18 protein-coding genes are annotated in these 23,860 nt (G+C 45.5%); 11 read left to right on the forward strand and 7 right to left on the reverse strand.

What is annotated here, in order from left to right:
- The first annotated feature begins 198 nt into the window (after positions 1 to 198).
- Positions 199 to 1,704 (forward strand): HD domain-containing phosphohydrolase, encoded by a 1,506-nt coding sequence (locus QMA41_RS03905; protein ID WP_006958911.1) that lies wholly within the window; start codon positions 199 to 201, stop codon positions 1,702 to 1,704.
- A 209-nt stretch (positions 1,705 to 1,913) separates the two neighbouring features.
- Positions 1,914 to 3,104 carry an amino acid aminotransferase gene (locus QMA41_RS03910; protein ID WP_281628901.1) on the forward strand — a complete coding sequence of 397 codons (1,191 nt, stop codon included), beginning with the start codon at positions 1,914 to 1,916 and terminating at the stop codon, positions 3,102 to 3,104.
- A 60-nt stretch (positions 3,105 to 3,164) separates the two neighbouring features.
- Here the strand turns inward: QMA41_RS03910 and QMA41_RS03915 are convergent, their stop codons facing one another.
- The 3 genes from QMA41_RS03915 to QMA41_RS03925 form a co-directional block, all read right to left on the reverse strand.
- Positions 3,165 to 3,794, reverse strand: a complete 630-nt coding sequence (locus QMA41_RS03915) for a porin family protein (RefSeq protein ID WP_165579669.1) — start codon at positions 3,792 to 3,794, stop codon at positions 3,165 to 3,167.
- 166 nt (positions 3,795 to 3,960) lie between these two features.
- Positions 3,961 to 4,338, reverse strand: coding sequence for a hypothetical protein (locus tag QMA41_RS03920; protein WP_038512210.1), 378 nt, complete (start codon positions 4,336 to 4,338; stop codon positions 3,961 to 3,963).
- Between the two features lie 225 nt (positions 4,339 to 4,563).
- A complete protein-coding gene (locus QMA41_RS03925) occupies positions 4,564 to 6,909 on the reverse strand; it encodes a helicase-related protein (protein WP_281628902.1) in 2,346 nt (781 codons plus the stop codon).
- A 144-nt stretch (positions 6,910 to 7,053) separates the two neighbouring features.
- Here QMA41_RS03925 and QMA41_RS03930 point away from each other — a divergent pair, with 144 nt between their 5' ends.
- The 4 genes from QMA41_RS03930 (at position 7,054) to QMA41_RS03945 (ending at position 11,011) form a co-directional block, all read left to right on the forward strand.
- Positions 7,054 to 8,742, forward strand: coding sequence for an NAD-dependent malic enzyme (locus QMA41_RS03930; RefSeq protein WP_281628903.1), 1,689 nt, complete (start codon positions 7,054 to 7,056; stop codon positions 8,740 to 8,742).
- A gap of 44 nt (positions 8,743 to 8,786) precedes the next feature.
- On the forward strand, positions 8,787 to 9,116 hold the full coding sequence (locus QMA41_RS03935; protein WP_019276089.1) for a DUF3392 domain-containing protein: 330 nt from the start codon (positions 8,787 to 8,789) through the stop codon (positions 9,114 to 9,116).
- Positions 9,116 to 9,862, forward strand: a complete 747-nt coding sequence (locus tag QMA41_RS03940; RefSeq protein ID WP_019276088.1) for an ElyC/SanA/YdcF family protein — start codon at positions 9,116 to 9,118, stop codon at positions 9,860 to 9,862. The genes QMA41_RS03935 and QMA41_RS03940 overlap by 1 nt, the downstream gene beginning before the upstream one ends.
- Before the next feature lie 324 nt (positions 9,863 to 10,186).
- Entirely contained in the window at positions 10,187 to 11,011 is an 825-nt protein-coding gene (locus QMA41_RS03945; protein WP_281628904.1) for a DUF2797 domain-containing protein, read from the forward strand.
- A 72-nt stretch (positions 11,012 to 11,083) separates the two neighbouring features.
- Here the strand turns inward: QMA41_RS03945 and QMA41_RS03950 are convergent, their stop codons facing one another.
- Entirely contained in the window at positions 11,084 to 13,831 is a 2,748-nt protein-coding gene (locus QMA41_RS03950) for a M16 family metallopeptidase (protein WP_281628905.1), read from the reverse strand.
- Between the two features lie 284 nt (positions 13,832 to 14,115).
- Between QMA41_RS03950 and QMA41_RS03955 the strand changes: the two genes are divergently transcribed.
- Together QMA41_RS03955 and QMA41_RS03960 are read left to right on the forward strand one after the other, a co-directional pair.
- Entirely contained in the window at positions 14,116 to 14,859 is a 744-nt protein-coding gene (locus QMA41_RS03955) for an SGNH/GDSL hydrolase family protein (protein WP_281628906.1), read from the forward strand.
- Between the two features lie 52 nt (positions 14,860 to 14,911).
- Positions 14,912 to 15,937: a hypothetical protein gene (locus QMA41_RS03960; protein WP_281628907.1), complete on the forward strand. Its 1,026-nt coding sequence runs from the start codon at positions 14,912 to 14,914 to the stop codon at positions 15,935 to 15,937.
- 17 nt (positions 15,938 to 15,954) lie between these two features.
- Here the strand turns inward: QMA41_RS03960 and QMA41_RS03965 are convergent, their stop codons facing one another.
- From QMA41_RS03965 to QMA41_RS03975, 3 genes are all read right to left on the reverse strand, one after another.
- A complete protein-coding gene (locus QMA41_RS03965; RefSeq protein WP_281628908.1) occupies positions 15,955 to 16,788 on the reverse strand; it encodes a TauD/TfdA family dioxygenase in 834 nt (277 codons plus the stop codon).
- Positions 16,789 to 16,921: 133 nt separating this feature from the next.
- Entirely contained in the window at positions 16,922 to 18,157 is a 1,236-nt protein-coding gene (locus tag QMA41_RS03970) for a cysteine desulfurase-like protein (protein WP_281628909.1), read from the reverse strand.
- Positions 18,141 to 18,797, reverse strand: a complete 657-nt coding sequence (locus tag QMA41_RS03975) for a 2OG-Fe dioxygenase family protein (RefSeq protein WP_281628910.1) — start codon at positions 18,795 to 18,797, stop codon at positions 18,141 to 18,143. The genes QMA41_RS03970 and QMA41_RS03975 overlap by 17 nt, the downstream gene beginning before the upstream one ends.
- A gap of 400 nt (positions 18,798 to 19,197) precedes the next feature.
- On the opposite strand from QMA41_RS03975, the gene trxB reads away from it, so the two are divergent.
- The 3 genes from trxB (at position 19,198) to cydC (ending at position 23,774) form a co-directional block, all read left to right on the forward strand.
- Entirely contained in the window at positions 19,198 to 20,160 is a 963-nt protein-coding gene (gene trxB, locus QMA41_RS03980) for a thioredoxin-disulfide reductase (protein WP_019276080.1), read from the forward strand.
- A 112-nt stretch (positions 20,161 to 20,272) separates the two neighbouring features.
- Positions 20,273 to 22,060: a cysteine/glutathione ABC transporter permease/ATP-binding protein CydD gene (cydD, locus tag QMA41_RS03985; protein ID WP_281628911.1), complete on the forward strand. Its 1,788-nt coding sequence runs from the start codon at positions 20,273 to 20,275 to the stop codon at positions 22,058 to 22,060.
- Positions 22,053 to 23,774, forward strand: a complete 1,722-nt coding sequence (gene cydC / locus QMA41_RS03990) for a cysteine/glutathione ABC transporter ATP-binding protein/permease CydC (RefSeq protein WP_281628912.1) — start codon at positions 22,053 to 22,055, stop codon at positions 23,772 to 23,774. Before cydD ends, cydC begins: the two co-directional genes overlap by 8 nt.
- Positions 23,775 to 23,860 lie beyond the last annotated feature (86 nt).

Consider the following 23,860-nt stretch of genomic DNA (forward strand, 5'->3'; position numbering starts at 1 on the left):
ACGCGGTGTGTGACTTTATTTTTGCAGCCTTCAGGCCATTGATATCTCTCTCAATTGGTACAACCACTACTACTAAAGTTGCAAAAATGTATCTAAACTCGAAATTAAACGATAATATCGCGGGTCATTTTATAAATGAAGAATATGAAACTTGGCTTGGCGGAAGCTGAGTACGGCTATAAGAACAAGGGCTAGAAAATGGCTAACTCCAACTATGACGCGCCTCTAACACTTAAACTGTATGCGATTGCGGCTGTGGTTTTTGGTACTTATGGTGGGCGAGTCTGTCCCTTTCTAGAAACACTGACAACTCAAGAGATTTTATTCCACGTCGGTGTAACCTTTGGCGCTCTGTTTCTCGTTCGACATTTTTTGCTCAATAACCATTCTTTACTTGAAGAGCAGCGTCAAGCCCGACTCGATGCCACCCTGTTTTTTATGGGCAGCGTTCCACTCGCGATCTTCTATAACGTCCAATACGATTTTGGGCTCGACAGTAACCTCAAGGTTTTATTTGGGATGACCTTGTTTGGTTTCTTCTCCGGCTTAATTTTGCAATTAGTCTCCAAGATTGAGAAATTTGATCAACTGACCCAGACAGAACAATACCATTTTGAACTCAGTGGCGAACGTCAGTCGATGGTCAAACAAATGATCATGATGATCTGTATGTTGCTGATCACCTTGACGACCATGCTCACCATGGTTGCGGTAAAAGACATATTCTGGTTGGAACACAATCCTGAGCGCGTTCTTGATGGCAGTGGCACCATTAGTGTCATTAAAGAGTTTATCTACTTGTCTATAGTACTCGGCGCGTATGTAGTAACCATTCTCGTCCTATGGACCAAACTGATGCGCAAAGTTTTGTTATCTCAAGAGTGTTCTTTGCTGGAAGTCGCTCAGGGAAATATTTCCAAGCGTTTACCTATCTTTGAGCACAATGAGCTAGGCTCGATGGCCTCTCTGACCAACAAGATGCTCGATAGCCTGCAATCAACTCAAGACGAAGTTAAAACAACACGTGATGTCGCGATAGTTTCCCTCTCAGCTCTTGCTGAATCTCGAGATAACGAAACTGGCGCGCATATCTTGCGTACCCAAGAGTACATTCGCGCATTGGCAAACTACCTTTGCAAATTTGATAAACATAAAGCTCTTCTAACACCTAACTACATCGAACTGCTTTACAAATCTGCACCACTGCACGACGTGGGTAAAGTGGGTATTCCTGACAATATCCTGCTCAAACCCGGTAAGCTCACCGATGAAGAATTCAAGACAATGAAGCGTCACCCTGAAATTGGCGCCAAAGCCCTCTCAATTGCAGAGAAGCATCTGGGCAGTAATTCTTTCCTTCAACTGGCGAAAGAGATCGCTCTGACTCACCATGAGAAGTGGGACGGTAATGGTTACCCGAAGGGACTAAAAGGAGACGAGATACCGCTCTCGGGCCGTTTGATGGCGCTTGCTGATGTGTATGACGCGCTAATCTCTGAGCGTGTTTACAAAAAAGCCTTCAGCCACGAAAAAGCCAAATCGATTATCCTTGAGGGCAAAGGCAGTCATTTTGATCCTGAACTGGTTGACGCCTTTCTGACTATAGAACAGGAATTTGTCGATATTGCAGACAAATATCGCAGTTTAGAGGCCGAAGAAAATGCGATGGCTTTGGAAGAACTTCAAGCCAACGCGCCAGCCTAAGTTCCTTCCAACGACTTCACATCTAATTGCTTAACTCAGTCGCTTTTGACCTGCTTTTTATTGGAAAAATGCAGGTTATGCGTTGAGTGATAACAAAATGTGCCTATTTTGTAATTTTCTTACTGGTTGATGTTGTCTCAGCAAGCGCAGATAAGGTATAAATAACCGAAATATTTATATCCTCCCTTCGACTAACATGGATGACAATTATGTTTGAAAAAGTAGTTGCTGCACCTGCAGATCCTATCCTTGGACTGACAGAAGAGTTCAAAAAAGACTCTCGCGCAGACAAAATTAACCTTGGCGTTGGTATTTACAAAAATGAACAAGGTGAAACCCCTGTTCTTGCAACCGTTAAAAAAGCGGAAGCAGCACTGATTGAAAGCGAAAAGACCAAGTCATACCTAACTATCGAAGGGACAGCTGAGTACGGTCTAGCTGTGCAGAAACTACTGTTTGGTGCAGATTCTGACATCGTTGTTAACAAGCTAGCAAAAACTGCTCAAGCTCCTGGCGGTACTGGTGCATTGCGCGTTGCAGGCGAATTCATCAAGCGTCAGTTGGGTGATGTGAAGATCTGGATCAGCAACCCTACTTGGGCTAACCACAATGGTGTCTTCACTGCAGCAGGTATCGAAACTGCTCAGTACAGCTACTACAACGCTGAAACAAAAGATAAAGATTTCGCGGCAATGGTAGCGAATCTTGAACAAGCATCAGAAGGCGATATTGTACTTCTTCATGGCTGCTGCCATAACCCAACGGGCATTGACCCAACGCTTGAAGAGTGGGAAACACTAGCCAAACTGATAGCAGACAAAAAACTACTACCTCTGTTCGACTTCGCTTACCAAGGTTTTGCGAAAGGCGTTGAAGAAGATGCGGCAGGTTTACGTATTTTTGCTAAATACAACAAAGAGATCTTAGTCGCGAGCTCGTTCTCTAAGAACTTTGGCCTTTACAACGAGCGTGTAGGTGCATTCACCTTGGTTGCGGAATCAGAGCAGACAGCGGGCACAGCATTCTCTCAAGTGAAAGCGATCATCCGTTCTATCTACTCTAACCCACCAGCACACGGTAGCGCAGTTGTGACGCACATTCTTAACAATGCAGAACTGCGCAATGAGTGGGAAGCGGAAGTAAAAGAAATGCGCGACCGTATTCAAGACATGCGCGAGCTGTTTGTTACGACACTGAAAGAGCAAGGCGTTGACGCTGACTTTAGCTTCATTGAACGTCAAAACGGTATGTTCTCATTCTCTGGTCTTTCAAAAGAACAGGTGACTCGCCTTAAAGATGAGTTCGGCATCTACATCGTAGGTTCAGGCCGCATCAGCGTAGCAGGTATGACTCGTTCGAACATGCTACCACTTTGTAAAGCACTGGCAGCTGTTCTATAAGCGACCAAAATCCAATAAAAAAGAGCCAGCTGATGCTGGCTCTTTTTTGTTTAATAACAACTAGAACAAATACCGTAGGCTCACGCCACCTTCATTGGTCGTCGTTGAACCATTGTTTCGATGCGTATAGAAACCGCCGAAGACCAATTTCGTCGACACCTGATAATCACCACGCATATTAAAGATATCCTCGTCCAGAATATCGCTCCGTCGTAATCCACCTGTCACTGACAACTCCCAGAACTTGTTTAATTCATATTTAAGCGTTAAATCACCGCCCCACATGAACTTGTTGTCACTCGAAATCTTCGCATCTGTAATATCATTGGTTTGAGTTGACCAAATATAACCAGCTTTCGCGCCTGCGACCAAATCCCACTTATCCTCTATTGGATACCTAAATGCGGCACCAGGCAGTAAAGTATAAATTTCTGTGGTGGTGTTTTGCGGATGGATGAACCTCGCTTCGTAATCCAGTGTAGCGAGAAACTGGTTGTCGATAAGCATGTTGCCGCCTACCGCTAAAGAAGTCACATTACTGTTTACCCCCAAATTCTCACCAAGCGATCCCGCACTTAAGTCCGCGTATAGAAAGTTGTAATTGAGGTTGTTAGTCGTACTTTGCCCGTAAGCAGACAATGACGCAGCCAAGAGCATTGGAGCAAGGAGATAAGGCAGTTTTACTTCCATGAATACCTCTTTAATACAGACGAATAAAGCTAATTTATGGGAGAGAACGCATTCTCGATAATGAGAAATGACTGCCGTTCTGGATTTGAAAGTATAGATCAGTTTGACGCAAGTTATTGAGAGATAAATAGGATTATCATAAAAGAGAAAGGCCCGTTCTCGGGCCTTAGAAGGTAATGATCAACTCATCTTGCTGATGGCTTTCAATCTGAGTGTTAGAGCGGGTCCTCAGTTTTTCGATTTGCTCTAGCTCTAATTCATAAGGCATAACCAGTTTCAGCTCTTCAATGCCTTCACTTCTTGCCAGTTGCATTAGTGTCAGAATATTGGACTCATCACTGCGGCTTGCTGACAAGGATTTCATTGCCTGATCCCACAAGCGATCTTCCGCCGATACCGTTTCTTTAATCGTACTTTTCCAAGCCAGGCTGAAAATAGGTGCGAAGGTACTCATTGCTTCTAAGAAAGTCCATTTCTTACTGCACGACGCGCCAAGAAAAGAAGTATAGTCGAATACAACACTTGTCTTGCCCTGATGTTCCATATCAATCTCCTCTGGTAGGCAACACAGTGTCCTCAATATCGTCTATCATTAGCCATATAGCAATAGGATATAAAACAATCGTCTTTTATACCCATTTTTTTTGGTCAAAAAGCTATATCAAAACCAACCCGATAACAAAAGATGCACAAGATAGAGACATGGGTAATCAGTTGCGTAATATTTCAGGGTCAAAATTTATCCTAAGCCAATGGATAATTATTCTGGCTAGCGGATATCTATAATTCGACTCGCTTTTTTGTATTGCACACGCCAACCTGCCCATCGCGGTAATTCCCAGCGTTTCGGGTCGCCTTTACGTAAACCCGATTTATACACCACGTACACCAGCTTTTTCATCGGTTGATATTCGACGCTCAATTGCAGATCACCAATGTAGAGTTCAAACGGATACATGGCAGCAAAATCTTCATACTCCCAGTAAGGAATGCCTTCAAAAGGAAAATCGTCTGCGCTAAACATCTCTAGCTCCGAAATATCTGTTAATTCCAATATTTCGAGTTGTTCAGTAAACCAAGAGTCGAATGTCAACGATTCCTGAATCGGCGAGCCAGAGGATTTATCCAGTGATTGATACAATTTCCAGTGTTCGATCTGTTGATGCCGCTGTTTAGCAAATCCCGGTAGCAGCTCTTCACGCTTAACGGCTTCAAGTAGTGGTTTAATCGCAAGCTCGCCCTGTGCTTGGGCTTTTTTCGAGGCCACTTTTCGCCCAGCGTACATCATATGGAGTTCTATATGAGGAACGTCGTCCACACTGACCACATCGCCTTCCACCCAATCACCAATCTCTAACTTTTCAAAAAGAGAAAGCCTGACTGGCATCGTCACAGTAGCAAGAGTCAGTGTTTGTTTAACACCACGGCCCGGTAAGCTGTGGGTATCCAGCACCAGTGCCGCCTCAATGTTGTCAGGCAAACGACTTGCACGGCCCAAAGTGACTTCCATTTGACCGTTACCTAGGGCTTCGCGGCGCCGCTCTCTTCTGACAAACAACAGCTCAGGATGCAGAGATGCGATTGCTTCAACCAACTCATCGTGAGAGTAACGAGAAGCAACACTAAGCTCAGGTAGCTCGAATACTGCCCGCATTTGCTGACAAAGCGCCTGTGCTTCTTTGAGCACATCCTGATCAATGGTCACACCAGAAAGCACGTCCCCACGCACTACTTTAATAGCTATTTCTGCATCACACCCCAAAGGCTCTTCTTTACCAAGCTGCTCTAGTGCTTCTTCATTTGAAGACAAACGATACAGAGACGCTGGCGTCGCCAGCACTGCGGTTAGATCCACCATGGCCTCTTGCAGCTTTCGCTGCGGCATACGAGTCACCAAATCAGCATACAAAGCATCAATCGGAAGCGGGTAAATACGTTGCCCGTGCGCAGTCGCTAGACCGGATTCATCGATAGCCCCCATTCCACGCAAAATGTTTGTTGCCTGAGCAAACGACTTTTCTGGCAATGGTTCCAAAAAGCTCAGCTCAGAAAGAGAATACCCACAACTGGCAGACGCTAACATGGCTTCGGTGAGTGTTTCCCGATGAAGCTCTGGTGGCGTAACGTCCGCTAACGCCGCATGTTCGCCATACAAGCGAATACAGATGCCATCCATCACCCTACCCGCGCGGCCGCTACGTTGTCTCGCGCTCGCTTTAGAAATATGTTTTAGGCTCAGAGTAGTTTTGCCGTTTCTTTGCTCAGTACGTCGCTCCAAACCAGAATCAACAACGGCAACCACATTCGGTATGGTCAGCGAGGTTTCAGCAACGTTAGTCGCGAGCACCACTTTCTGCTTCTCTTGCTGGTTGAGAGCAATCTCTCGCTGTTTATCAGTGACTGAGGCATGCAGCGGCGCTACTATCAGCTCTTCAATATGCGCGAGTACGCTCTGACATTGGGTAATTTCTTTGCGCCCCGGCAAGAAGACCAGAATATCACCATCCAGATCAAGTAAGCTCTCCACTTCTGCCCTGACTTTTTGCTCAAGATTTCGGCTATCCGGCAGTTGTCTTGAATCCCCAGCACGATGAGCAATGGCTACCTCAAAATTACGCCCCTTTGCCTGCAGACGTTCGGCACCGACATAACGTGCAAGTTTCTCACCTTCAATGGTCGCGGAGGTAATCACTAAACGATGTTGGTTATACTGATTCAACAATGCTACCAGCAAGTCCGTATCCCAACGACGCTCATGGAACTCATCAACAATAATGGTTTCAAAGTCGTTGAGTCGATTTTCAGAGTACCAACGCAGTGCGACGCCCGGAGTCACGAAGACAATCTGCGTCTCCTCATCACAGCGGTTTTCCAGCTTAATCGAATAACCCACTGAACGGCCAAGCGGCTCATTTTTCTGCTCTGCGAGAAACTGCGCTAATGAAGTGCAGGCGATACGCCGAGGTTCAATCACCAACACTTTCCCCTGCTCAGCCGCCCATAGTGGTAATCGGGTTGATTTGCCCGAGCCTGTTTCCGCTTCTACTATCATATGGTAAGCAGAAAGAAGGTTCAGAAAGTCGGTTTTGAGGGTATCTATAGGTAAGCTGAACATCGTTTGCGTTGAGATCATGGAAAAGGCGGAAAGTATATACTTAATCTGTGCCAGAATGCATGAATATTCGGTTTACAATATGATCACTAATCCCTATCATTTTCTGGTTCCCGTTCCTTAAGACCCTACGACAATAGGCAAGTGATGAATAACGACAAACGCCCCTTATATATTCCTTTCGCTGGTCCAGCGCTTCTTAGTACGCCTCTTCTCAATAAAGGCAGTGCATTCTCAGCGGAAGAGAGAGCATCTTTTAACCTGGAAGGTTTGTTACCAGAAACAACTGAAACAATTCAGGAACAAGTGGAACGTGCTTACCAGCAGTATCGCAACTTCGAAAGCGATATGGATAAACACATCTACCTACGTAATATTCAGGATACTAACGAAACCTTGTTCTACCGCTTAGTGCAGAACCACGTTTCTGAAATGATGCCTATCATCTACACACCAACTGTAGGTGCGGCATGTGAAAACTTCTCTAACATCTATCGCCGTGGCCGTGGTCTTTTTGTCTCTTACGCTAACCGCGACCGCATCGATGACCTACTTAACAATGCATCCAACCACAATGTAAAAGTCATCGTTGTAACGGATGGTGAGCGTATTCTTGGTCTTGGTGACCAAGGCATTGGTGGTATGGGTATTCCTATCGGTAAGCTAGCTCTATATACCGCGTGTGGTGGTATCAGCCCGGCTTACACACTACCAATCGTATTGGATGTCGGTACTAATAACCCTCAGCGTCTTGCAGATCCAATGTACATGGGTTGGCGCCATCCACGAATTACTGGTTCTGAATACGATGCGTTCGTTGAAGAGTTTATTCAGGCTGTTCAGCGCCGCTGGCCAGATGCCCTTATCCAATTCGAAGATTTCGCACAGAAAAATGCAATGCCTCTGCTAGAGCGCTACAAAGATCGTATTTGTTGCTTTAACGATGACATTCAGGGCACAGCTGCTGTTACTGTAGGCTCACTACTGGCAGCATGTCAGGCGGCGGGCACACAACTGTCTGAGCAACGTGTAACTTTCCTTGGTGCCGGTTCTGCAGGTTGTGGTATCGCAGAAGCGATCATCGCTCAAATGGTATCTGAAGGTATTTCTGATGAGCAAGCACGCTCTCAGGTATACATGGTTGACCGTTGGGGCCTACTTCAGGAAGGTATGCCTAACCTACTCGACTTCCAGCAACGCCTTGTTCAAAAGCACAGCAACACGGGTGACTGGGAAGCGGAAGGTAATGGTTACTCACTGCTTGACGTTATGCGCAACGCAAAACCAACGGTACTGATCGGTGTATCCGGCGCGCCTGGTTTATTCAGTGAAGATGTTATCAAGGAGATGCATAAACACTGCTCACGCCCAATCGTATTCCCACTGTCGAACCCAACCAGCCGCGTCGAAGCTACACCGCATGATATTATGCGTTGGACAAACGGCGAAGCTTTGGTCGCGACAGGCAGCCCATTTGATCCGGTTGTATTCGAAGGTAAGACGTTCCCAATCGCTCAATGTAACAACAGCTACATCTTCCCAGGCATCGGTTTAGGCGTACTTGCAGTACAGGCGAAGCGCGTTACTGACGAAATGCTTATGGAATCAAGCCGTGCACTAGCGACATGCTCACCTTTAGCGATTAATGGTCAAGGTGCGCTATTGCCACCTCTTGAAGCAATCCACTCGGTATCGAAGAAGATCGCCTTTGCAATAGCGAAGAAAGCTATTGAACAAGGTGTCGCGCTTGAAATCACTGACGAAGCGCTAGAAGAAGCGATTGAAAACCACTTCTGGCAGCCGGTTTACCGTCGTTACAAACGTACTTCATTCTAATTTCTATATTGATTCAGCCCCTGGTAACAGGGGCTTTTTTGTTTATGATGATTTTTGAATTCCTTTCCCCTGCGGGAAAATATTTACTCCCATATTTAACTGAAATATCAACAGCTCTAATTGCTTGCTTCCTTGTGATGGCGGGGGGCGAGATCAACACTTTGCTAAGAAGAACGCTGCGAAACCACAACTTTGTACTCAGAACCGTAGTATTTGTCTTGATTAACGCCTTTGGTTACGGCTTAATCATTGTTAAAGCAACCCCTTACCTCGCTCGGACATTGCGTGATATGGACGCTGGCATCATGTTCTCCATTATTATTGTCAGCTTTATATTGATTGGTTCATGGGCTCAACGGAATCGACAAATTTAGTGCGAAGACTCTTTCACAGACCTAAACCCTCTGACCATTATTTGGCCTACGCGCTAAAGGGGCTTCGCTATATCCCACTCCTGCTTATCTGCGCGGCTATTTCCCTGTTCTTGATTGACCGTTGGGTCTCTTATCAGACCAAAGATCAGCTCTATACCAACCCAGAACAAATCGGCAATTTCGATGTTGCCGTTGTGCTGGGGACGAGTAAATATCTAGGCAAGATCCTCAATGATTACTACACCAATCGTATTAACGCCGCGATTGATTTATACCAGAATGACAAAGTCGATAACTTTCTGTTAAGCGGTGACAATGCTCACCGTTCCTACAACGAACCTTGGACAATGAAGCGTGATTTGCTTAAGGCTGAAGTGCCAGAAAATCATATCTATCTCGATTACGCTGGATTCCGCACCCTCGATTCTATTGTCCGCGCAAAAGAGATTTTCGACACTGATAACTTCTTGATCATCACGCAAAAGTTCCATTGCGAGCGAGCATTATTCATCGCCAATTTTCACAATATCAACGCCAAGTGCTTTGCGGTACCAGGGCCATCAACACACTCTGGTTATCAAATAAGATTGAGAGAAGTATTTGCCCGGGCTAAAGCCGTGCTTGACCTGTATATCACCCGAGCCAAACCAAAGTTCCTTGGTCCTAAAGAGCCAATTAATACAAACGAAGCGGAGCAGCTCGTGGTTGAAGAAAGCGTGATGGAAAACGAAGCGATTACTAACTGATTTCAATTCGGTTGCACCCATTAGTTTTCGCTTGGTATAAAGCTTCATCTGCTCGCGTCAGCTTTATCATTGTTCTGTTTAAAAAATCGAAATCTAAATAGATGCCAGATAAAGCTTTGCCGTGCTTGCCGTTGTACCGATAACACCAACTTCTGGCCTCGTCTCAACTCCATAATTATCTTTATAAAAACTAGCACTTTTGTATGGTAGCGAAGGTAGCATTATTGCCGAATCGCTTTCTCTGCTACACTAGCTCTGAGTAAAACAGCTCGACTAAAACACCAATCCATATAAGAGCTGTAAAATATAAAAAAGAGCAATGTCATGTCTTTAATCGCAAAAGGTACGCTGAGTAAAATGCGTGCTTCCTTAGATGGTGAGGTTCACTATCGTCTTCCAGTTGGCGAAGAACTCGTCGACCTCAAACCTTTCATCGGCCAGAGCATCACCTTGACTCACACGGGCAACATTTTTTGTAGCTCTTGTGGGAAAAAGACTAAGAAGAGCTATTCCCAAGGTCACTGTTTTGTATGCATGAAAAAACTCGCCAGCTGCGATATGTGCATTATGAAACCGGAAACGTGTCACTATGATCAAGGCACATGTCGCGAGCCGCAGTGGGGCGAAGATAATTGCATGGTTGATCATTTCGTCTATCTTTCGAATACATCTAGCCTCAAAGTCGGAATTACCCGCCATACACAGATCCCGACACGTTGGATTGATCAAGGCGCAACCCAAGGTCTACCAATATTCAAAGTAAAGACTCGTCAGATCTCAGGGCTGATAGAAGTTGAGTTGGCGAAGCATATTGCAGATAAAACCAACTGGCGAACTTTGTTGAAAGAAGATGGCGAGCCAATGCCACTTGAAGAGAAGTTTGCAGAGCTATTGCCTTTGGTTGAGGACAAAATCGCTGAGATCAAACAGCAATTCGGTGATGATGCGATTGAGATACTCAGCGCTGATATCACCTCCATCAGCTACCCAGTTTTGCAGCACCCGACAAAAATCACGTCACATAATTTTGATAAAAACCCTGAAGTGACTGGCATCTTACAGGGGATCAAAGGTCAGTATATGATTTTTGATACTGGTGTTATCAACATCCGCAAATTCACTTCCTACGAAGTCGAAGTCAGCGCTTAATTCAAAGATACATTGAAATAACTAAAAAGCCCTTTCACTAAAAAATGAAAGGGCTTTTTGTCATACGGAGGCTTATTGGTCTAGCGGGCTGAGTAAGTATTTATACTTCTCTGCACTTTGACCAAATGATTCAACAATACGAACTCTCACGTCTTCTAACGTGATTGTTTTTGCCACCTCTCTTGCCTGAGTAAAGGCTTCCTCACCAAAACCATTCACTAAGGTTAACGCACGGAACCAAGCGACATCCGAGGGGTAGTTGATCGTGTCTTCGAGGTACACATCCAACTGTTCCTTCGCAATAGTTAACTCCTCCTGAGTCACTGCTGCTATGAGTTCTTGAATGACCTTGTCTATAGCCTGCTCGACTTTAGGCAGATCTTCCGCTGCAACTTGCGCTTCAAGCGTCCAGTCGGTTGCAGGTTCATTGTTGTCGGTAGAGTAGTAGCTATCAGGAGCATAATCTAAACTCAGCTCTTCACGCACATACGCATCTAATCGTCTGACTAAAATACGTTGAATAACTTCATCAACCAATGACAGTTTGGCATCCTGAGGTCGCGCCGATTTATTGATGACACGTAATAGATAACGACTGTTTGGTTCATTGTTGATCGCCAGGTTAACTTTGCTATCGGAGCGATCATTAAAATTCACTTGATAAGATGGCATTGTTGCCGCTTCTAGTGGAATAGTCGCAACATAATTCTTCACACCGTGTACAACCTGCGAAGATTCTAACCCAGCCACTATCACCAATTTGCTATTACGAGATTTCCTAAATAGCTCATCATATGCTTGTTGAACTTGATCTACCGTTACGTTTTCAAATTCATGACCTTTGATAGGAAAATAGACGCTTTGCTGTGCGTAGGTATTAGTCTCAATCGTGTCATACCATTGACCGAGTGGCGATCTAAGGTAAGACATCAGTTCATCAGAGTATTCCTTCTTTAACACCTCAAGCTGCTGCTCACTGAACTTAGGATACACCATTAGGTTGTACAGAAGCTTGAGGACATCATTGACCTGATCTTTAGGAACACTAATTTCGAAGCCATGTTCTGTTCCGTTAATGTAAATCTGTACATCAATATTATTCTTGCGAACATACGACTTGAGCTGCGGACCATTAAACTGACCAACACCACTCTTTATAATTGTTGCAAGAAGCAACTGAGATGCGGGTAACAGCTCTCTGTTCAATACGGCTTTACCACCTGCCGACATATAAACAATGTGAGCAAAATCGCTGTCATTTTCAGGGTCAAATAGCACATCTATGCCATTATCCAAAGACCAAGTTGCTTCTCCATTATTGCCATTTATGGCGTCAGGCAAAGGGTTAATAGACTCGACTTCAATCAATCCATCTACGTCTGTACTGATACGATTACTGGCAACACCAGGCATTCCATACATGCTTTTCCACTCAGGTAGAGTTTGCTTCACTTGCTCAACCGATTCTGTGCGATCAGTACCGACGAACATATCATATGAATAAGATAGCATATTTCGTGCATGTTGATTGATGACCTCAATATCCGCTGTCCGCAGTAATTGATCGAGGCTGCGTTTGTAATCAGCTAACGACTGAGAAGGTTCACCTTCTGCCAATTGGAACGTTCGGTCTTCAGCAAAATCTTCAGCTCCCCGCTGAAACCAATCATCATCTGCATGTTCACGACTGCTTCGATACTCTGCCATTACTACGTCTAATTCCTCCTGACTCACACCGTGATCCCTTATTGACGCCAAAGTCTTCAAAAACAGAGGCTGCACGGTATCTCTGTCTTGGGAAGAAAATGCAATAGACGCATCGTATACACGCTCATTAACATTGGTGTAGATACTGGAATTAAAGCCACGCAAAGGTAACGCATGCTCCGAGTATACAGCGTCCAATCGATGCGATATTAATCGCGCAACAATGCTATCCTTCCAAGACTCGATAAGATCTTCTCTTGTTAGAACCTCAGCATTGCCAAGGTAAAATATCAACCCAGCCAAGGACGGCTCATCAATACCCACTTGAGCCACAAAATCGCCTTTATTAATCTCTGCTTTTGATCGAGCCGGCGGTGGTAGGTCACTGGTCGGCTGCCAATCGGCAAACATCTTCTCAACCAAAGCCTTTGCATCTTTACGCTTAATGTCCCCTACGATAATCAGTTCACTTGATTGAGGCTGATACCAAGTATCATAAAACGCTTTAAGTGATTGAGAAGTCGCGTTTTGGATAGTCTCAGGCGTACCAATCGCTTCTTTTCCTTCATAAGGTGTCCCTTTCACGATGTTTTCATAGGCTTTGTCGTAGAAAGACTGATGCTCAGGTACCCTACGGCGATATTCAGCCAGAACTACGCCTTTTTCACGCTCAACTTCGTCTGGTGCAAATGTGACACGACTAGCGATATCTCTTAGCCAAAGCATCGCTTTATCCAGTTCATCTTGATTAGGTAAACTGAGTGTATAGACCGTTTCCTCATACGAGGTATAAGCGTTGACATCGTGTCCACTCGCCCCAGTTTTCTCCATCAACTCAATGACTTCATTTGGCGTAAAGTTTTCACTGCCATTAAATGCCATATGCTCGACAAAGTGAGCGTATCCAAGTTGGTCTGGCTTTTCTTCCAGAGAGCCAGCATGAACAAACAAGCGAAGAGATATCGCTTCAGTATCAATCGGATAAATGTGGTATTTCAGCCCGTTATCTAACTGACCAGACGTCCAGTTAGTATCTTGCTGAATAGGAATGCTCGTACTTTGCTGAGCACAACCGGTCAGCAGTAAAACGAACCAAATCAGGACTTTCTTCATAATAGCCAAACTTCTTTGTTTTTATATTTACCCGAAATATAACTTCTAATGTATCAATGTCGATAGTCAATTTAATGAGAATTTACTTACAAACATCCCTTTTCTTCCCTAGATGAATACTTTTCAAACGAACACGCGTTCAGTGCGTAGCTCTCACTAAATATCTGAGTCTTTTGTCATTAAACATGTTTTATTTCAATATTTTGAAACATTTAAATATGCCAACTAAATTCAATTGGAGCACGATTTTAGTGCTTAACGTCAGTCTATTAGTGAGAAGAAAAATGAAAACAATACAAAAGAACAGAAACGTTGGCTCTTCACCTCTACTTAAAGCGGCAACAAGCACGGCACTGCTCGCTTTACTAGCAGGATGCGTAGGTAACCCGTACGTGACCGAAGCTGAACGCAACGATGTGATTACACTGGGCGATTCCATTTTTGACCTTTCAGGAGAACTACAGCAATTTCTTGAAGGGCCTGAAATGGCCAATACCACGTTCCGTGATTACACCTTAAGCGGCGCAAAGCTGAGTGGAGGGGTTGTCGCCAAACCTGTTGTTGAGCAATATCAAGATGCTCAGAGCGATGACCCGAACATTAATGTCATAGTGATGGATGGAGGCGGTAACGACATCTTGTTGCCCGCAGCTGTCTTTGACCCTCATAAATGTAAAACCACTTGGTATCGTCCAGAACTAAGCAGTAAATGTAAAAGCTTGGTTGACGATGTATATGTCGAGACCGTGAACTTACTAAACGAAATGGATAAAAATGGTGTTCAGCAAGTGATTTACTTAGGCTATTACTACACCACTGGTGACAAGGAAAACCTTCATCAGGCTATCGACTTTGGCGATAACCGTCTGGCTGATGCGTGTACAAACACCACCGTTTCTTGTCAGTTTGTCGACCCTAGACCCTACATCGCACCAGAAGATGTCTTATCAGACAATATTCATCCCACCACATCGGGCTCTCAAAAATTGGCTCAGCTAATCTGGCCTTACCTACAAGCCGTACTGTAGTGGCTTAAATTCAATCGCCGGTGAACTGTTTAAAACTGATAAGGAGAAAAGAATGAGTAAGTGGGTGTGGGCTTCAGCCGTTTGTGCCATTGCAGGGGTGGGAGTTTGGTTTGCGCCTATCGCAATCAACAGTGTTCCTGTCATCTTGTCTGCGGAGGAGAGTACGGATCACTCTGCCGAAGTGTTGTCTGAACGAGTCACTGGCCAAGAAGAACGTAATGCATTCAACATCGTCAATAGCCTCGCGATTCAATTACAAAATGAGCTCAAGGATCGTATTAACCAAATTGAAATTCAGGTAGGACTGCGTGATTTTAGAAACTATCTGGCAGAAAAATACCCAGACCAATCCCCTTCCCTTTTTCATGAGGTGATCAAACAAGCTTTTCCGGAATACGCAGACATCATCTTTGAGAAAATCGCTTTGATGGAGGATTATGAACAATGGCTACTCTCTGAAATGAAGCCTCTACTCGCAATGACATTTGAAGAGAAACAAATAGCGGTGTGGGCAAAACGACGTGAACTGTTCGGCGACGACGCCGATATCATTTGGTCAGCAGAGCTTGCCGAGCGGGAGCAAAGAATCGCTGATACGCAAAAGTCGATTGAATTGCTCAACAACGCTTATGATATGGAAATCAATCAGCGTCTTTTTACACTCAAAGCCACCATTGAAACCAACTTTGCAGAACAAGCTGGAGGAAAAATCCTTAGCCCTGCAATGATGGCGAGCACTTTCTTCAGCCTTGATTCTGTCCAACATGACTTGAGCAATATGTCTCCCTACGAAAGAGCACAGCAGCTAGCCAGCATCCGTAGAGATTTAGGCTATAGCGAATCACAAATCGAAAAGGCGGCAAAGCAGGATGAAGAAAATGAGCTCCGCTGGCAAATTGGCTACCAATATATGGGGGAAAGGCAGGCGCTGTTAGCCAGTCTATCCGGCGAAGAGTTAGACAATCAGCTAACTCAACTTCGTACCAACTATTTCGGCGATCAGGCGTCCACGCTCGAAAGAGAAGAGCAACAAGGTTTCTATCGATTTGAGCGACCACGTGTATACGGCAGAAACTAAGGGACGCTCAGCACTGTCTAGGCTGGAAACAAGTCGGAGCCACGAACCGTTACGCGATGAAGTCGGCGCGGCTGATCGCCATAATCAGTTACAGCAAAATGCTGAGTACAGGTATTATCCCAGATGGCAACAGAACCCGGTTGCCATGAAAACCGTACCTGATATTCAGGTTGCCGTGCTAAAGCAAACAGTTGGTCGAGCCGTTTTCGACTTTCTCTCTCTTCAAGCTCGTTAATACGATGGGTAAACTGCTCATTAACGTACACGGTCAGATTGCCTGTTTCCGGATGACGGACGACAAGAGGGTGTTTAACAGGCGGATAGCCTTGAGATACTGTCGCTACGTGGCTCTCCCCTTGTTCATTAACAGAGTCATAACGGCTGCCTTCAAACGCATGCAGCCCATGCGTCGCCGTTAGGCCCTGTAAAGCATGTTGCTCATTACTGGTTAGGCTTGACCATACCGCTTCCATCGACGTCCAGATAGTGTCTCCTCCATGTGGAGGACAATGCTGTGCTTGCAGGATAGAACAACGACACGGTGTAGCCTGCCAGGTTAAATCTGTATGCCAGAAGCTTTCACCGGGGGGATTACCGGGAGAAGTCTCAATCACAACCACCTGTTCTTCATCATCTAGGTGAGGAAAAAACGGGTGCACTGGCTCCAAATCACCAAAACGCTTTGCTAGCCCAATCTGCTGCTGCGGTGTCATTCTCTGGTCTCGAAAGAACAATACCTTATGTTTGAGGTACGCTTGGTACAGAGCATCAAATTCTTGCTCATTCAGTTTGGAAAGGTCAACGCCTTCAACTAGAGCGCCAATGTGCTCTGATAACGGAGTTAGATTCACGGCTTATCCTTATAGATTCTGCTTTGAGAAATCAGACCGTTAGATAGAATAATTCCTTTCGCACGATCAAAAAAGACCCTACATGAGGGTCTTTGTAACGGCTCAAAAGCCAGATGAAAAATCTCAGACGACTCTATTGACCTAAGATAAGTTTCAATTCATCAAACAAGATATCGACTTCTTCCAATGTGTTGTAGTGCATGAAACCAATTCGAACAACACCACCTGATTCCTCAAGACCAAGTTGACGAACCAAGCCAAGTGCATAGAAGTGTCCGTTCCAGACACAAATGTTGCGCTTACCAAGTTTCTTAGCGATCTCTTCAGGTGAATGGTTCTCGAACGTCAGAGCAAAAGTTGGTGTTCTAACTTCACTGTTGGCTTCATCACGACCCAACAGCGTCACGCCTTCCAACTCCGCCAAACGAGCAAGAAAACGTTCGCTGATCGCCGATTCATGCTGATTGAACTGCTGGAAAGAGTCGATCAGTCGAGTACGGAGATCATCGCCATCGTTGCCCCATTGAGCCAGATACTTCACTGCAGCAATAACACCTGCTAATCCTTCAAAGCTTTGAGTTCCGGTTTCAAATCTGCCCGGACCGATATTGGTTGCGGGTTCGACTTTATATGGCTGTAAAGCCTGCAGCCACTTAGGCGCAACATAGGCAATCCCAACGTGAGGGCCAAAGAACTTATATGCAGAACAAGCAAGGAAATCACAACCCAGTTGCTGAACATCGACCAGATGGTGCGGCGCGTAATGCACCGCATCAACGTAAACCATTGCCCCGACGTTGTGCGCAGCTTCAACTACACGTTTCACATCCACAATCGCTCCTGTGGTATTCGATGCGTAAGTCAGCGCAACAAGTTTAGTCTGGGGACTGATCAGCGATAGCAAATGTTCTATGTCTAGTGAACAGTCTTGCTCGTTAACTCGAGCCTGAAGGACTTTCGCTTGCTTATCATTGGCCGCTTGCTGCCAGCTAGAAACATTAGAATAATGATCGAGAGACGTAACAATGATTTCGTCACCCGCTTGCCAGTTACGACTGATGGCTCGGCTAAGCTGGAAAGTGAGAGACGTCATGTTGGCGCCAAAGACAATGTTGTCACTTGACTCTGCATTCACTAGCGCTTGTGCAGACTCTCTCGCTTGTTTCATCAAATCGGTGGTATGGGCACTGGAAAAATAGTGACCACCAAGATTCGAATTAAAAAAGCCAAGATACGCGGTCATCGCCTCAAGTACACTATTTGGCACCTGTGAACCACCCGGCCCATCAAGAAACATCACTGGTAGATCATTGTGACTTTGCTGTAGCGCACGAAACTGTGCGCGTACCAAATTAGGAGTGAAGTTCATTCACGGCTTCCTTCGCGGTTAGTACAAATACGTCCATATACCCTTCTTCGCCTTCAATAACAGAGCGAATAGGCGTCGCGTTATGCCATAGCTTGTTGTCAGCCAGCATAGCGACTTCACCGTTTTGCAGAACTTTACGGAAGAAAGGCGCCTCATTGAAACTGCTGTATAGCATCACATCACCGCCTTCGATGTTGTGGCGCCCCATCCCGATCAGAGCAATATGCTCAAAGCCATCCTGATGCACGCCTTCAGGAGCGACCTGCGTCTCATCAAAAATCGCAGAGATTCGCATTTGGTGAATTTCAATTTCCTGACCGTCGGCCAGCTTATTTGCATCTACAAAAAGCTGACAAATTTCACGCATACCTTCACTTTGGAGAGTCGGTGTTTCAATCGGCTCGAATTGACGCACGACATTACCCTGAAAACGGTTAATGTCATCCGTTTGCATGAACTCATTTTTTTGAAGATCAATAACCTGACCATCTTCAAACTGAATCACAGAGTAACGGCGCAAACGGAATTTTCCATCTGCATGCTCGGTATTAGGTAGCTTGGTAAAAGACGGCGCCAACTGTGCAAAAGCAGAGTCACTTAGCTTTGTAAGCTGCAAAGTTGTTTCGCGGTTATGTAACATCATCATCTCCTTAATGAATGTTCACACTGAAATATAGGATTAACATCTTATTCACAATTATTATTTGCGCATTTATATCGCCAGATCAACAAATATCAGCACTTACATCCAACAAAAATAATAATTAAGAACTTTAATCCAATAATTTATAAAATTTCAGTTATACAAACCAGTTTACAAGTTTCGCAACTCCAAAATTCAGATGACTTATCTATTAACAGCGATATATATCTTTTAGCTCAATCGGTTAAGAGTAAAATTAGGCTTTGAAAGCGCCATCGTTTGCGTTCTAATCTATAACCATTAATTACATTTCCGCGACTTGCTAACGCTTTCAATAGCCCCCACTATTCCATACAATCGAAAGAAATTGATAAGCGTCACCGCTAATGGAGCACAAATGAGCGACGTAAAACACAGTAAGCTACTTATTCTTGGTTCTGGTCCTGCAGGCTATACAGCAGCGGTTTACGCTGCACGCGCTAATCTTAATCCAGTACTCGTAACTGGCATGCAACAAGGTGGTCAGTTAACTACGACAACTGAAGTTGAGAACTGGCCAGGTGATCCTGAAGGTCTAACAGGACCAGCATTGATGGATCGCATGAAAGAGCATGCCGAGCGCTTTGAGACAGAAATCGTGTTTGATCATGTCAACGAAGTTGATTTCAGCCAGCGTCCATTCCGATTGAAGGGCGACAGTGGCGAATACACGTGTGATGCGTTGATCATCTCTACTGGTGCATCTGCCAAGTACCTTGGCCTTGAATCCGAGGAAGCGTTCAAAGGTCGTGGCGTATCAGCATGTGCAACCTGTGATGGTTTCTTCTACCGTAACCAAAAAGTGGCGGTTGTGGGCGGCGGCAACACCGCTGTTGAAGAAGCGCTTTACCTCTCTAACATTGCTTCAGAAGTACACCTTATTCACCGTCGTGACAGCTTCAGAGCCGAAAAGATTCTTGTTAAACGCTTAATGGACAAAGTCGAAAACGGCAACATTATTCTGCATACCGATCGTACTCTGGAAGAAGTAACTGGGGACGATATGGGTGTGACGGGCGTTCGCATTAAAGACACCAAGTCAGATTCTATTGAAGAGCTAGAAGTGATGGGTGCTTTCATCGCAATTGGCCATCAACCTAATACGGGCATTTTCGAAGGCCAGCTAGAAATGAAAGATGGCTATATCATCGTTCAGTCGGGTCTTGAAGGTAATGCAACTGAGACTAGTGTTCCTGGTGTTTTCGCCGCTGGTGACGTGATGGATCACAACTACCGTCAGGCGATCACGTCAGCTGGAACAGGCTGTATGGCCGCTCTGGATGCAGAACGTTATTTAGACGCTCTTGCAGACAGTAAATAATATTTTTCATTTTTGACTCAAATCCTTAAAGCCTCGTGGTATTCCCACGAGGCTTTCTTTTGTATAATCGCGAGCTTCGACTAGTCATAATAATTATCATTAAGCCTTCACGATGGACAAAAAGAAACAGCGCAGCTTGAATAAATGGCTCAAGCAGCAAAGTAAGTTAGCGAAACGCTGGCTGATGATTGCTGTTGGCCTCGGCGTACTTTCAAGCGTGTTCTTGTTAGCTCAAGCAGCCTTGCTCGCCACCATTCTTCATCAATTGATCATTGAACAGGTCGACAAATATGAACTTGTTCGTTATTTCCTGGGTTTAGCGGCCGTCATTGGCGTTCGAGCTCTGTGCTCGTGGGGCCGAGAGATTGCAGGGTATCGCTGTGGTGAGCAAATTCGTATCTATATACGTCAGCTAATTCTCGACAAACTCCGAGAGTTAGGACCTGCTTACATCAAAGGTAAACCTGCTGGTTCTTGGGCAACATTGTTGCTTGAACAAGTAGAAGATATGCATGACTTCTTCGCTCGCTATCTGCCACAGATGTCCTTGTCTGTGTTGGTTCCTTTTGTGATTCTTATTGTTGTCTTCCCGGTTAACTGGGCCGCTGGACTTATCTTCTTGCTGACCGCTCCATTGGTGCCGATGTTCATGGCCCTTGTCGGTATGAAAGCAGCCGACGCAAACCGCAAGAACTTCAAAGCATTACAGCGTTTGTCTGGTCACTTTTATGACCGTTTACAGTCGATGACCACCATTCGTCTGTTTGACCGAACCAAAGCAGAAACTGAAGTGATGCGCGGGGCTTCTGAAGTATTCCGAACTCGCACAATGGATGTACTCAAGATTGCGTTTCTTTCATCTGCCGTTCTGGAATTCTTTACTTCTATTTCCATTGCACTGACAGCCGTTTATTTCGGTTTTGCCTTTATCGGCGAGCTTAACTTTGGCGACTATGGCGCGGGTGTAACCTTGATGGCTGGCCTGTTCATTCTGGTGCTGGCTCCTGAGTTTTACCAGCCGCTGCGTGATTTAGGCACTTTCTATCACGCGAAGCAACAAGCGGTTGGGGCTGCTGAAAGCATTGTTGAGTTCCTTGATACTGATGTCAGTGCCGTTCGTTCAGGTGACAAAACGCTCAGCACGAATGACTCTATTTCCATCCAAGCAAAAGATTTAGAGGTGTACTCACCTGAAGGCACTAAATTGCTTGGTCCGGTGAGTTTTGAACTCTCGACGGCTCAAACGACAGCTTTAGTTGGCCCAAGTGGCGCCGGCAAAACCAGCTTAATCAATGCGATACTCGGATTCCTCCCATATCAGGGGTCACTCACCATCAATGGAATTGAGAGAACAGAGCTGAATCTCGAAAACTGGCGAGAAAAAATCAGCTGGGTTGGCCAGAACCCGTTGCTGTTACATGGTTCAATTCGTGACAACATCACGTTGGGCAAAGACAACGTTTCAGATCACGCCATCCAAACCGCATTGCAAGAGTCTTTCTCAGCAGAATTCGTTGAACAACACGGGCTCGATTATGCCGTATCCGACCGCTCTGGTGGCCTTTCCGTCGGTCAGGCACAACGACTTGCTTTGGCAAGGGCAATGGTTCAAAACGGTCAGTTCTGGTTACTTGATGAACCAACAGCAAGTTTGGATGCACGCAGTGAGCGTCTGGTCATGCAAGGGTTAGCTGGTCAGGTCGAAGGTAAAACAACGCTGATGGTCACCCACCAGCTCAGCCCTCTACAAAACGTTGAACAGATCCTGGTCATGGAAAACGGCGAGATTGTTCAAAGTGGTCACTACAACGAACTCTCTAATCAAGAGGGGTTATTCCAAAATATGCTTCAGGCGAATTACGCTCTGAACCAAGCCAATAAGGGGAATCTCGATGCGTGATTTAGTTCCCTACCTAAAACTGTATAAAAAGCACTGGTTCGGCCTATCGCTGGGAATGCTGCTGGCCTTCCTGACTCTATTTGCTTCTATTGGCCTGCTTACTTTGTCAGGTTGGTTCCTATCTGCCGCTGCAGTGGCCGGGTTAACTATCGCCCGAGAAACCTTCAACTACATGCTTCCTGGGGCTTTTGTCCGTGGCTTTGCTATGGGACGTACCGCTGGTCGATGGGGTGAGCGCGTAGTCAGCCACAACGCCACCTTCAAGCTACTGACCGATCTGCGTATTTTCTTCTTCTCCAAACTCGCGCCATTAATTCCGGGTCGAGTCTCAAACCTGCGTGATGCAGACTTACTCAACCGCCTAGTTGCCGACATCGACGCGATGGACCACGTCTATCTGCGCCTTGTCAGCCCAATGGTCGTCGGCACACTTGGCATCCTAGGTTTAACAGCGCTAATTTGCTGGTTTGACATGGAGCTCGGCTTAACGCTTGGCGCCATTCTTATGGCTTTACTGCTTATCTGGCCGGTGTTGTTCTACAAATTAGGTAAAACCAATGGTGCAGAGCTGACACAGAACAAAGCCGACTTGCGTATTGCGACATTGGATTGGTTACAAGGCTATAGCGAGCTCACCCTGTTTGGAGCCGAAGAACGTTACCGCAATGCGATTCTAAATGTGCAAGAACGCTTACTGAAAAATCAGTATTTTAATGCTCACTTTGCAGGTTTAGCACAAGCATTGTTGATGCTTGCTAACGGTTGGACGATCGTTCTGATGCTATGGCTAGCGGCAGATGGTGTCGGCGGTAATATGCCCGATCCTATGGTTGCCTTGGTGGTATTCGCTACAATGGCCAGTGTCGAGCTTCTTATGCCAATTGCCGGCGCTTTCCAGCATTTGGGTCAAACTCTGACTTCAGCACGTCGATTAAACGACATCATCTTGTCTGAGCCCGACGTTCAGTTCCCAGAGCAAAATACTCAACACGACAACGCGTATTCAATTGAGTATGAGAATGTCACTTTCTGCTATCCGGATGGCTACTCAAATACACTGCAAGACATTAGCCTGCAAATCCCTGCCAAGCACCGCATCGCAGTGGTGGGTCAAACTGGTTCCGGTAAATCGACATTAATGCAGTTGCTGAATCGCTATTGGGACACCCAGCAAGGCGACATTAAGATTGCTGGTCAATCCATTCGTCATTGGAGTGAAAGCCAGCTTCGTCAGGCAATAAGCGTGGTCAGCCAAAGGGTTGATATCTTGAATGGCACTTTGCGTGACAACGTGTTGATGGCCTCTCCTGATGCCAGTGATGAAATACTAAGCGAATCTCTGACTAAAGTAGGACTTGAAAAACTACTCGATGATCAGGGCTTGGATACTTGGTTAGGTGACGGTGGTCGTCAGCTGTCCGGAGGTGAGAAACGCCGCATCGGTATCGCTAGAGCGCTGCTTCATAATGGCCCTATTTTGTTATTAGACGAGCCGACCGAAGGCTTGGATAAGCAAACTGAGCAACAAATCATGCAGCTGTTTGAACAGCATTTTGAAGACAAAACAGTCGTTTTCATCACTCACCGCTTAGTCGATCTTGATAAGATGGATTCGATTTGTCTGATTGAGCAAGGTCAGATAGTTGAGCATGGCAGCCATCAAGCACTGCTTGAAAAGCAAGGGCGATATTTCGCACTCAACCAAACACTATAAACACAGGGGCAATGTTGATTGCCCCTTTTTTGTGCTCCTCCTAATCACTCTCACCCATACAGGGTTTGTCGTAATTGGAAATACCC

The sequence above is a fragment of the Vibrio sp. St2 genome (assembly GCF_947311885.1).
GTDB lineage: Bacteria > Pseudomonadota > Gammaproteobacteria > Enterobacterales > Vibrionaceae > Vibrio > Vibrio coralliilyticus.

Coding starts and splice junctions, on each gene's coding strand:
- QMA41_RS03960 (WP_281628907.1), top strand. CDS start 14,912: ATGAGTAAGTGGGTGTGGGCTTCAGCCGTTTGTGCCATTGCAGGGGTG.
- QMA41_RS03905 (WP_006958911.1), top strand. CDS start 199: ATGGCTAACTCCAACTATGACGCGCCTCTAACACTTAAACTGTATGCG.
- QMA41_RS03950 (WP_281628905.1), bottom strand. CDS start 13,831: ATGAAGAAAGTCCTGATTTGGTTCGTTTTACTGCTGACCGGTTGTGCT.
- QMA41_RS03910 (WP_281628901.1), top strand. CDS start 1,914: ATGTTTGAAAAAGTAGTTGCTGCACCTGCAGATCCTATCCTTGGACTG.
- cydC (WP_281628912.1), top strand. CDS start 22,053: ATGCGTGATTTAGTTCCCTACCTAAAACTGTATAAAAAGCACTGGTTC.
- QMA41_RS03970 (WP_281628909.1), bottom strand. CDS start 18,157: ATGAACTTCACTCCTAATTTGGTACGCGCACAGTTTCGTGCGCTACAG.
- trxB (WP_019276080.1), top strand. CDS start 19,198: ATGAGCGACGTAAAACACAGTAAGCTACTTATTCTTGGTTCTGGTCCT.
- QMA41_RS03975 (WP_281628910.1), bottom strand. CDS start 18,797: ATGTTACATAACCGCGAAACAACTTTGCAGCTTACAAAGCTAAGTGAC.
- QMA41_RS03920 (WP_038512210.1), bottom strand. CDS start 4,338: ATGGAACATCAGGGCAAGACAAGTGTTGTATTCGACTATACTTCTTTT.
- QMA41_RS03955 (WP_281628906.1), top strand. CDS start 14,116: ATGAAAACAATACAAAAGAACAGAAACGTTGGCTCTTCACCTCTACTT.
- QMA41_RS03925 (WP_281628902.1), bottom strand. CDS start 6,909: ATGTTCAGCTTACCTATAGATACCCTCAAAACCGACTTTCTGAACCTT.
- QMA41_RS03930 (WP_281628903.1), top strand. CDS start 7,054: ATGAATAACGACAAACGCCCCTTATATATTCCTTTCGCTGGTCCAGCG.
- QMA41_RS03945 (WP_281628904.1), top strand. CDS start 10,187: ATGTCTTTAATCGCAAAAGGTACGCTGAGTAAAATGCGTGCTTCCTTA.
- QMA41_RS03915 (WP_165579669.1), bottom strand. CDS start 3,794: ATGGAAGTAAAACTGCCTTATCTCCTTGCTCCAATGCTCTTGGCTGCG.
- QMA41_RS03935 (WP_019276089.1), top strand. CDS start 8,787: ATGATGATTTTTGAATTCCTTTCCCCTGCGGGAAAATATTTACTCCCA.
- cydD (WP_281628911.1), top strand. CDS start 20,273: ATGGACAAAAAGAAACAGCGCAGCTTGAATAAATGGCTCAAGCAGCAA.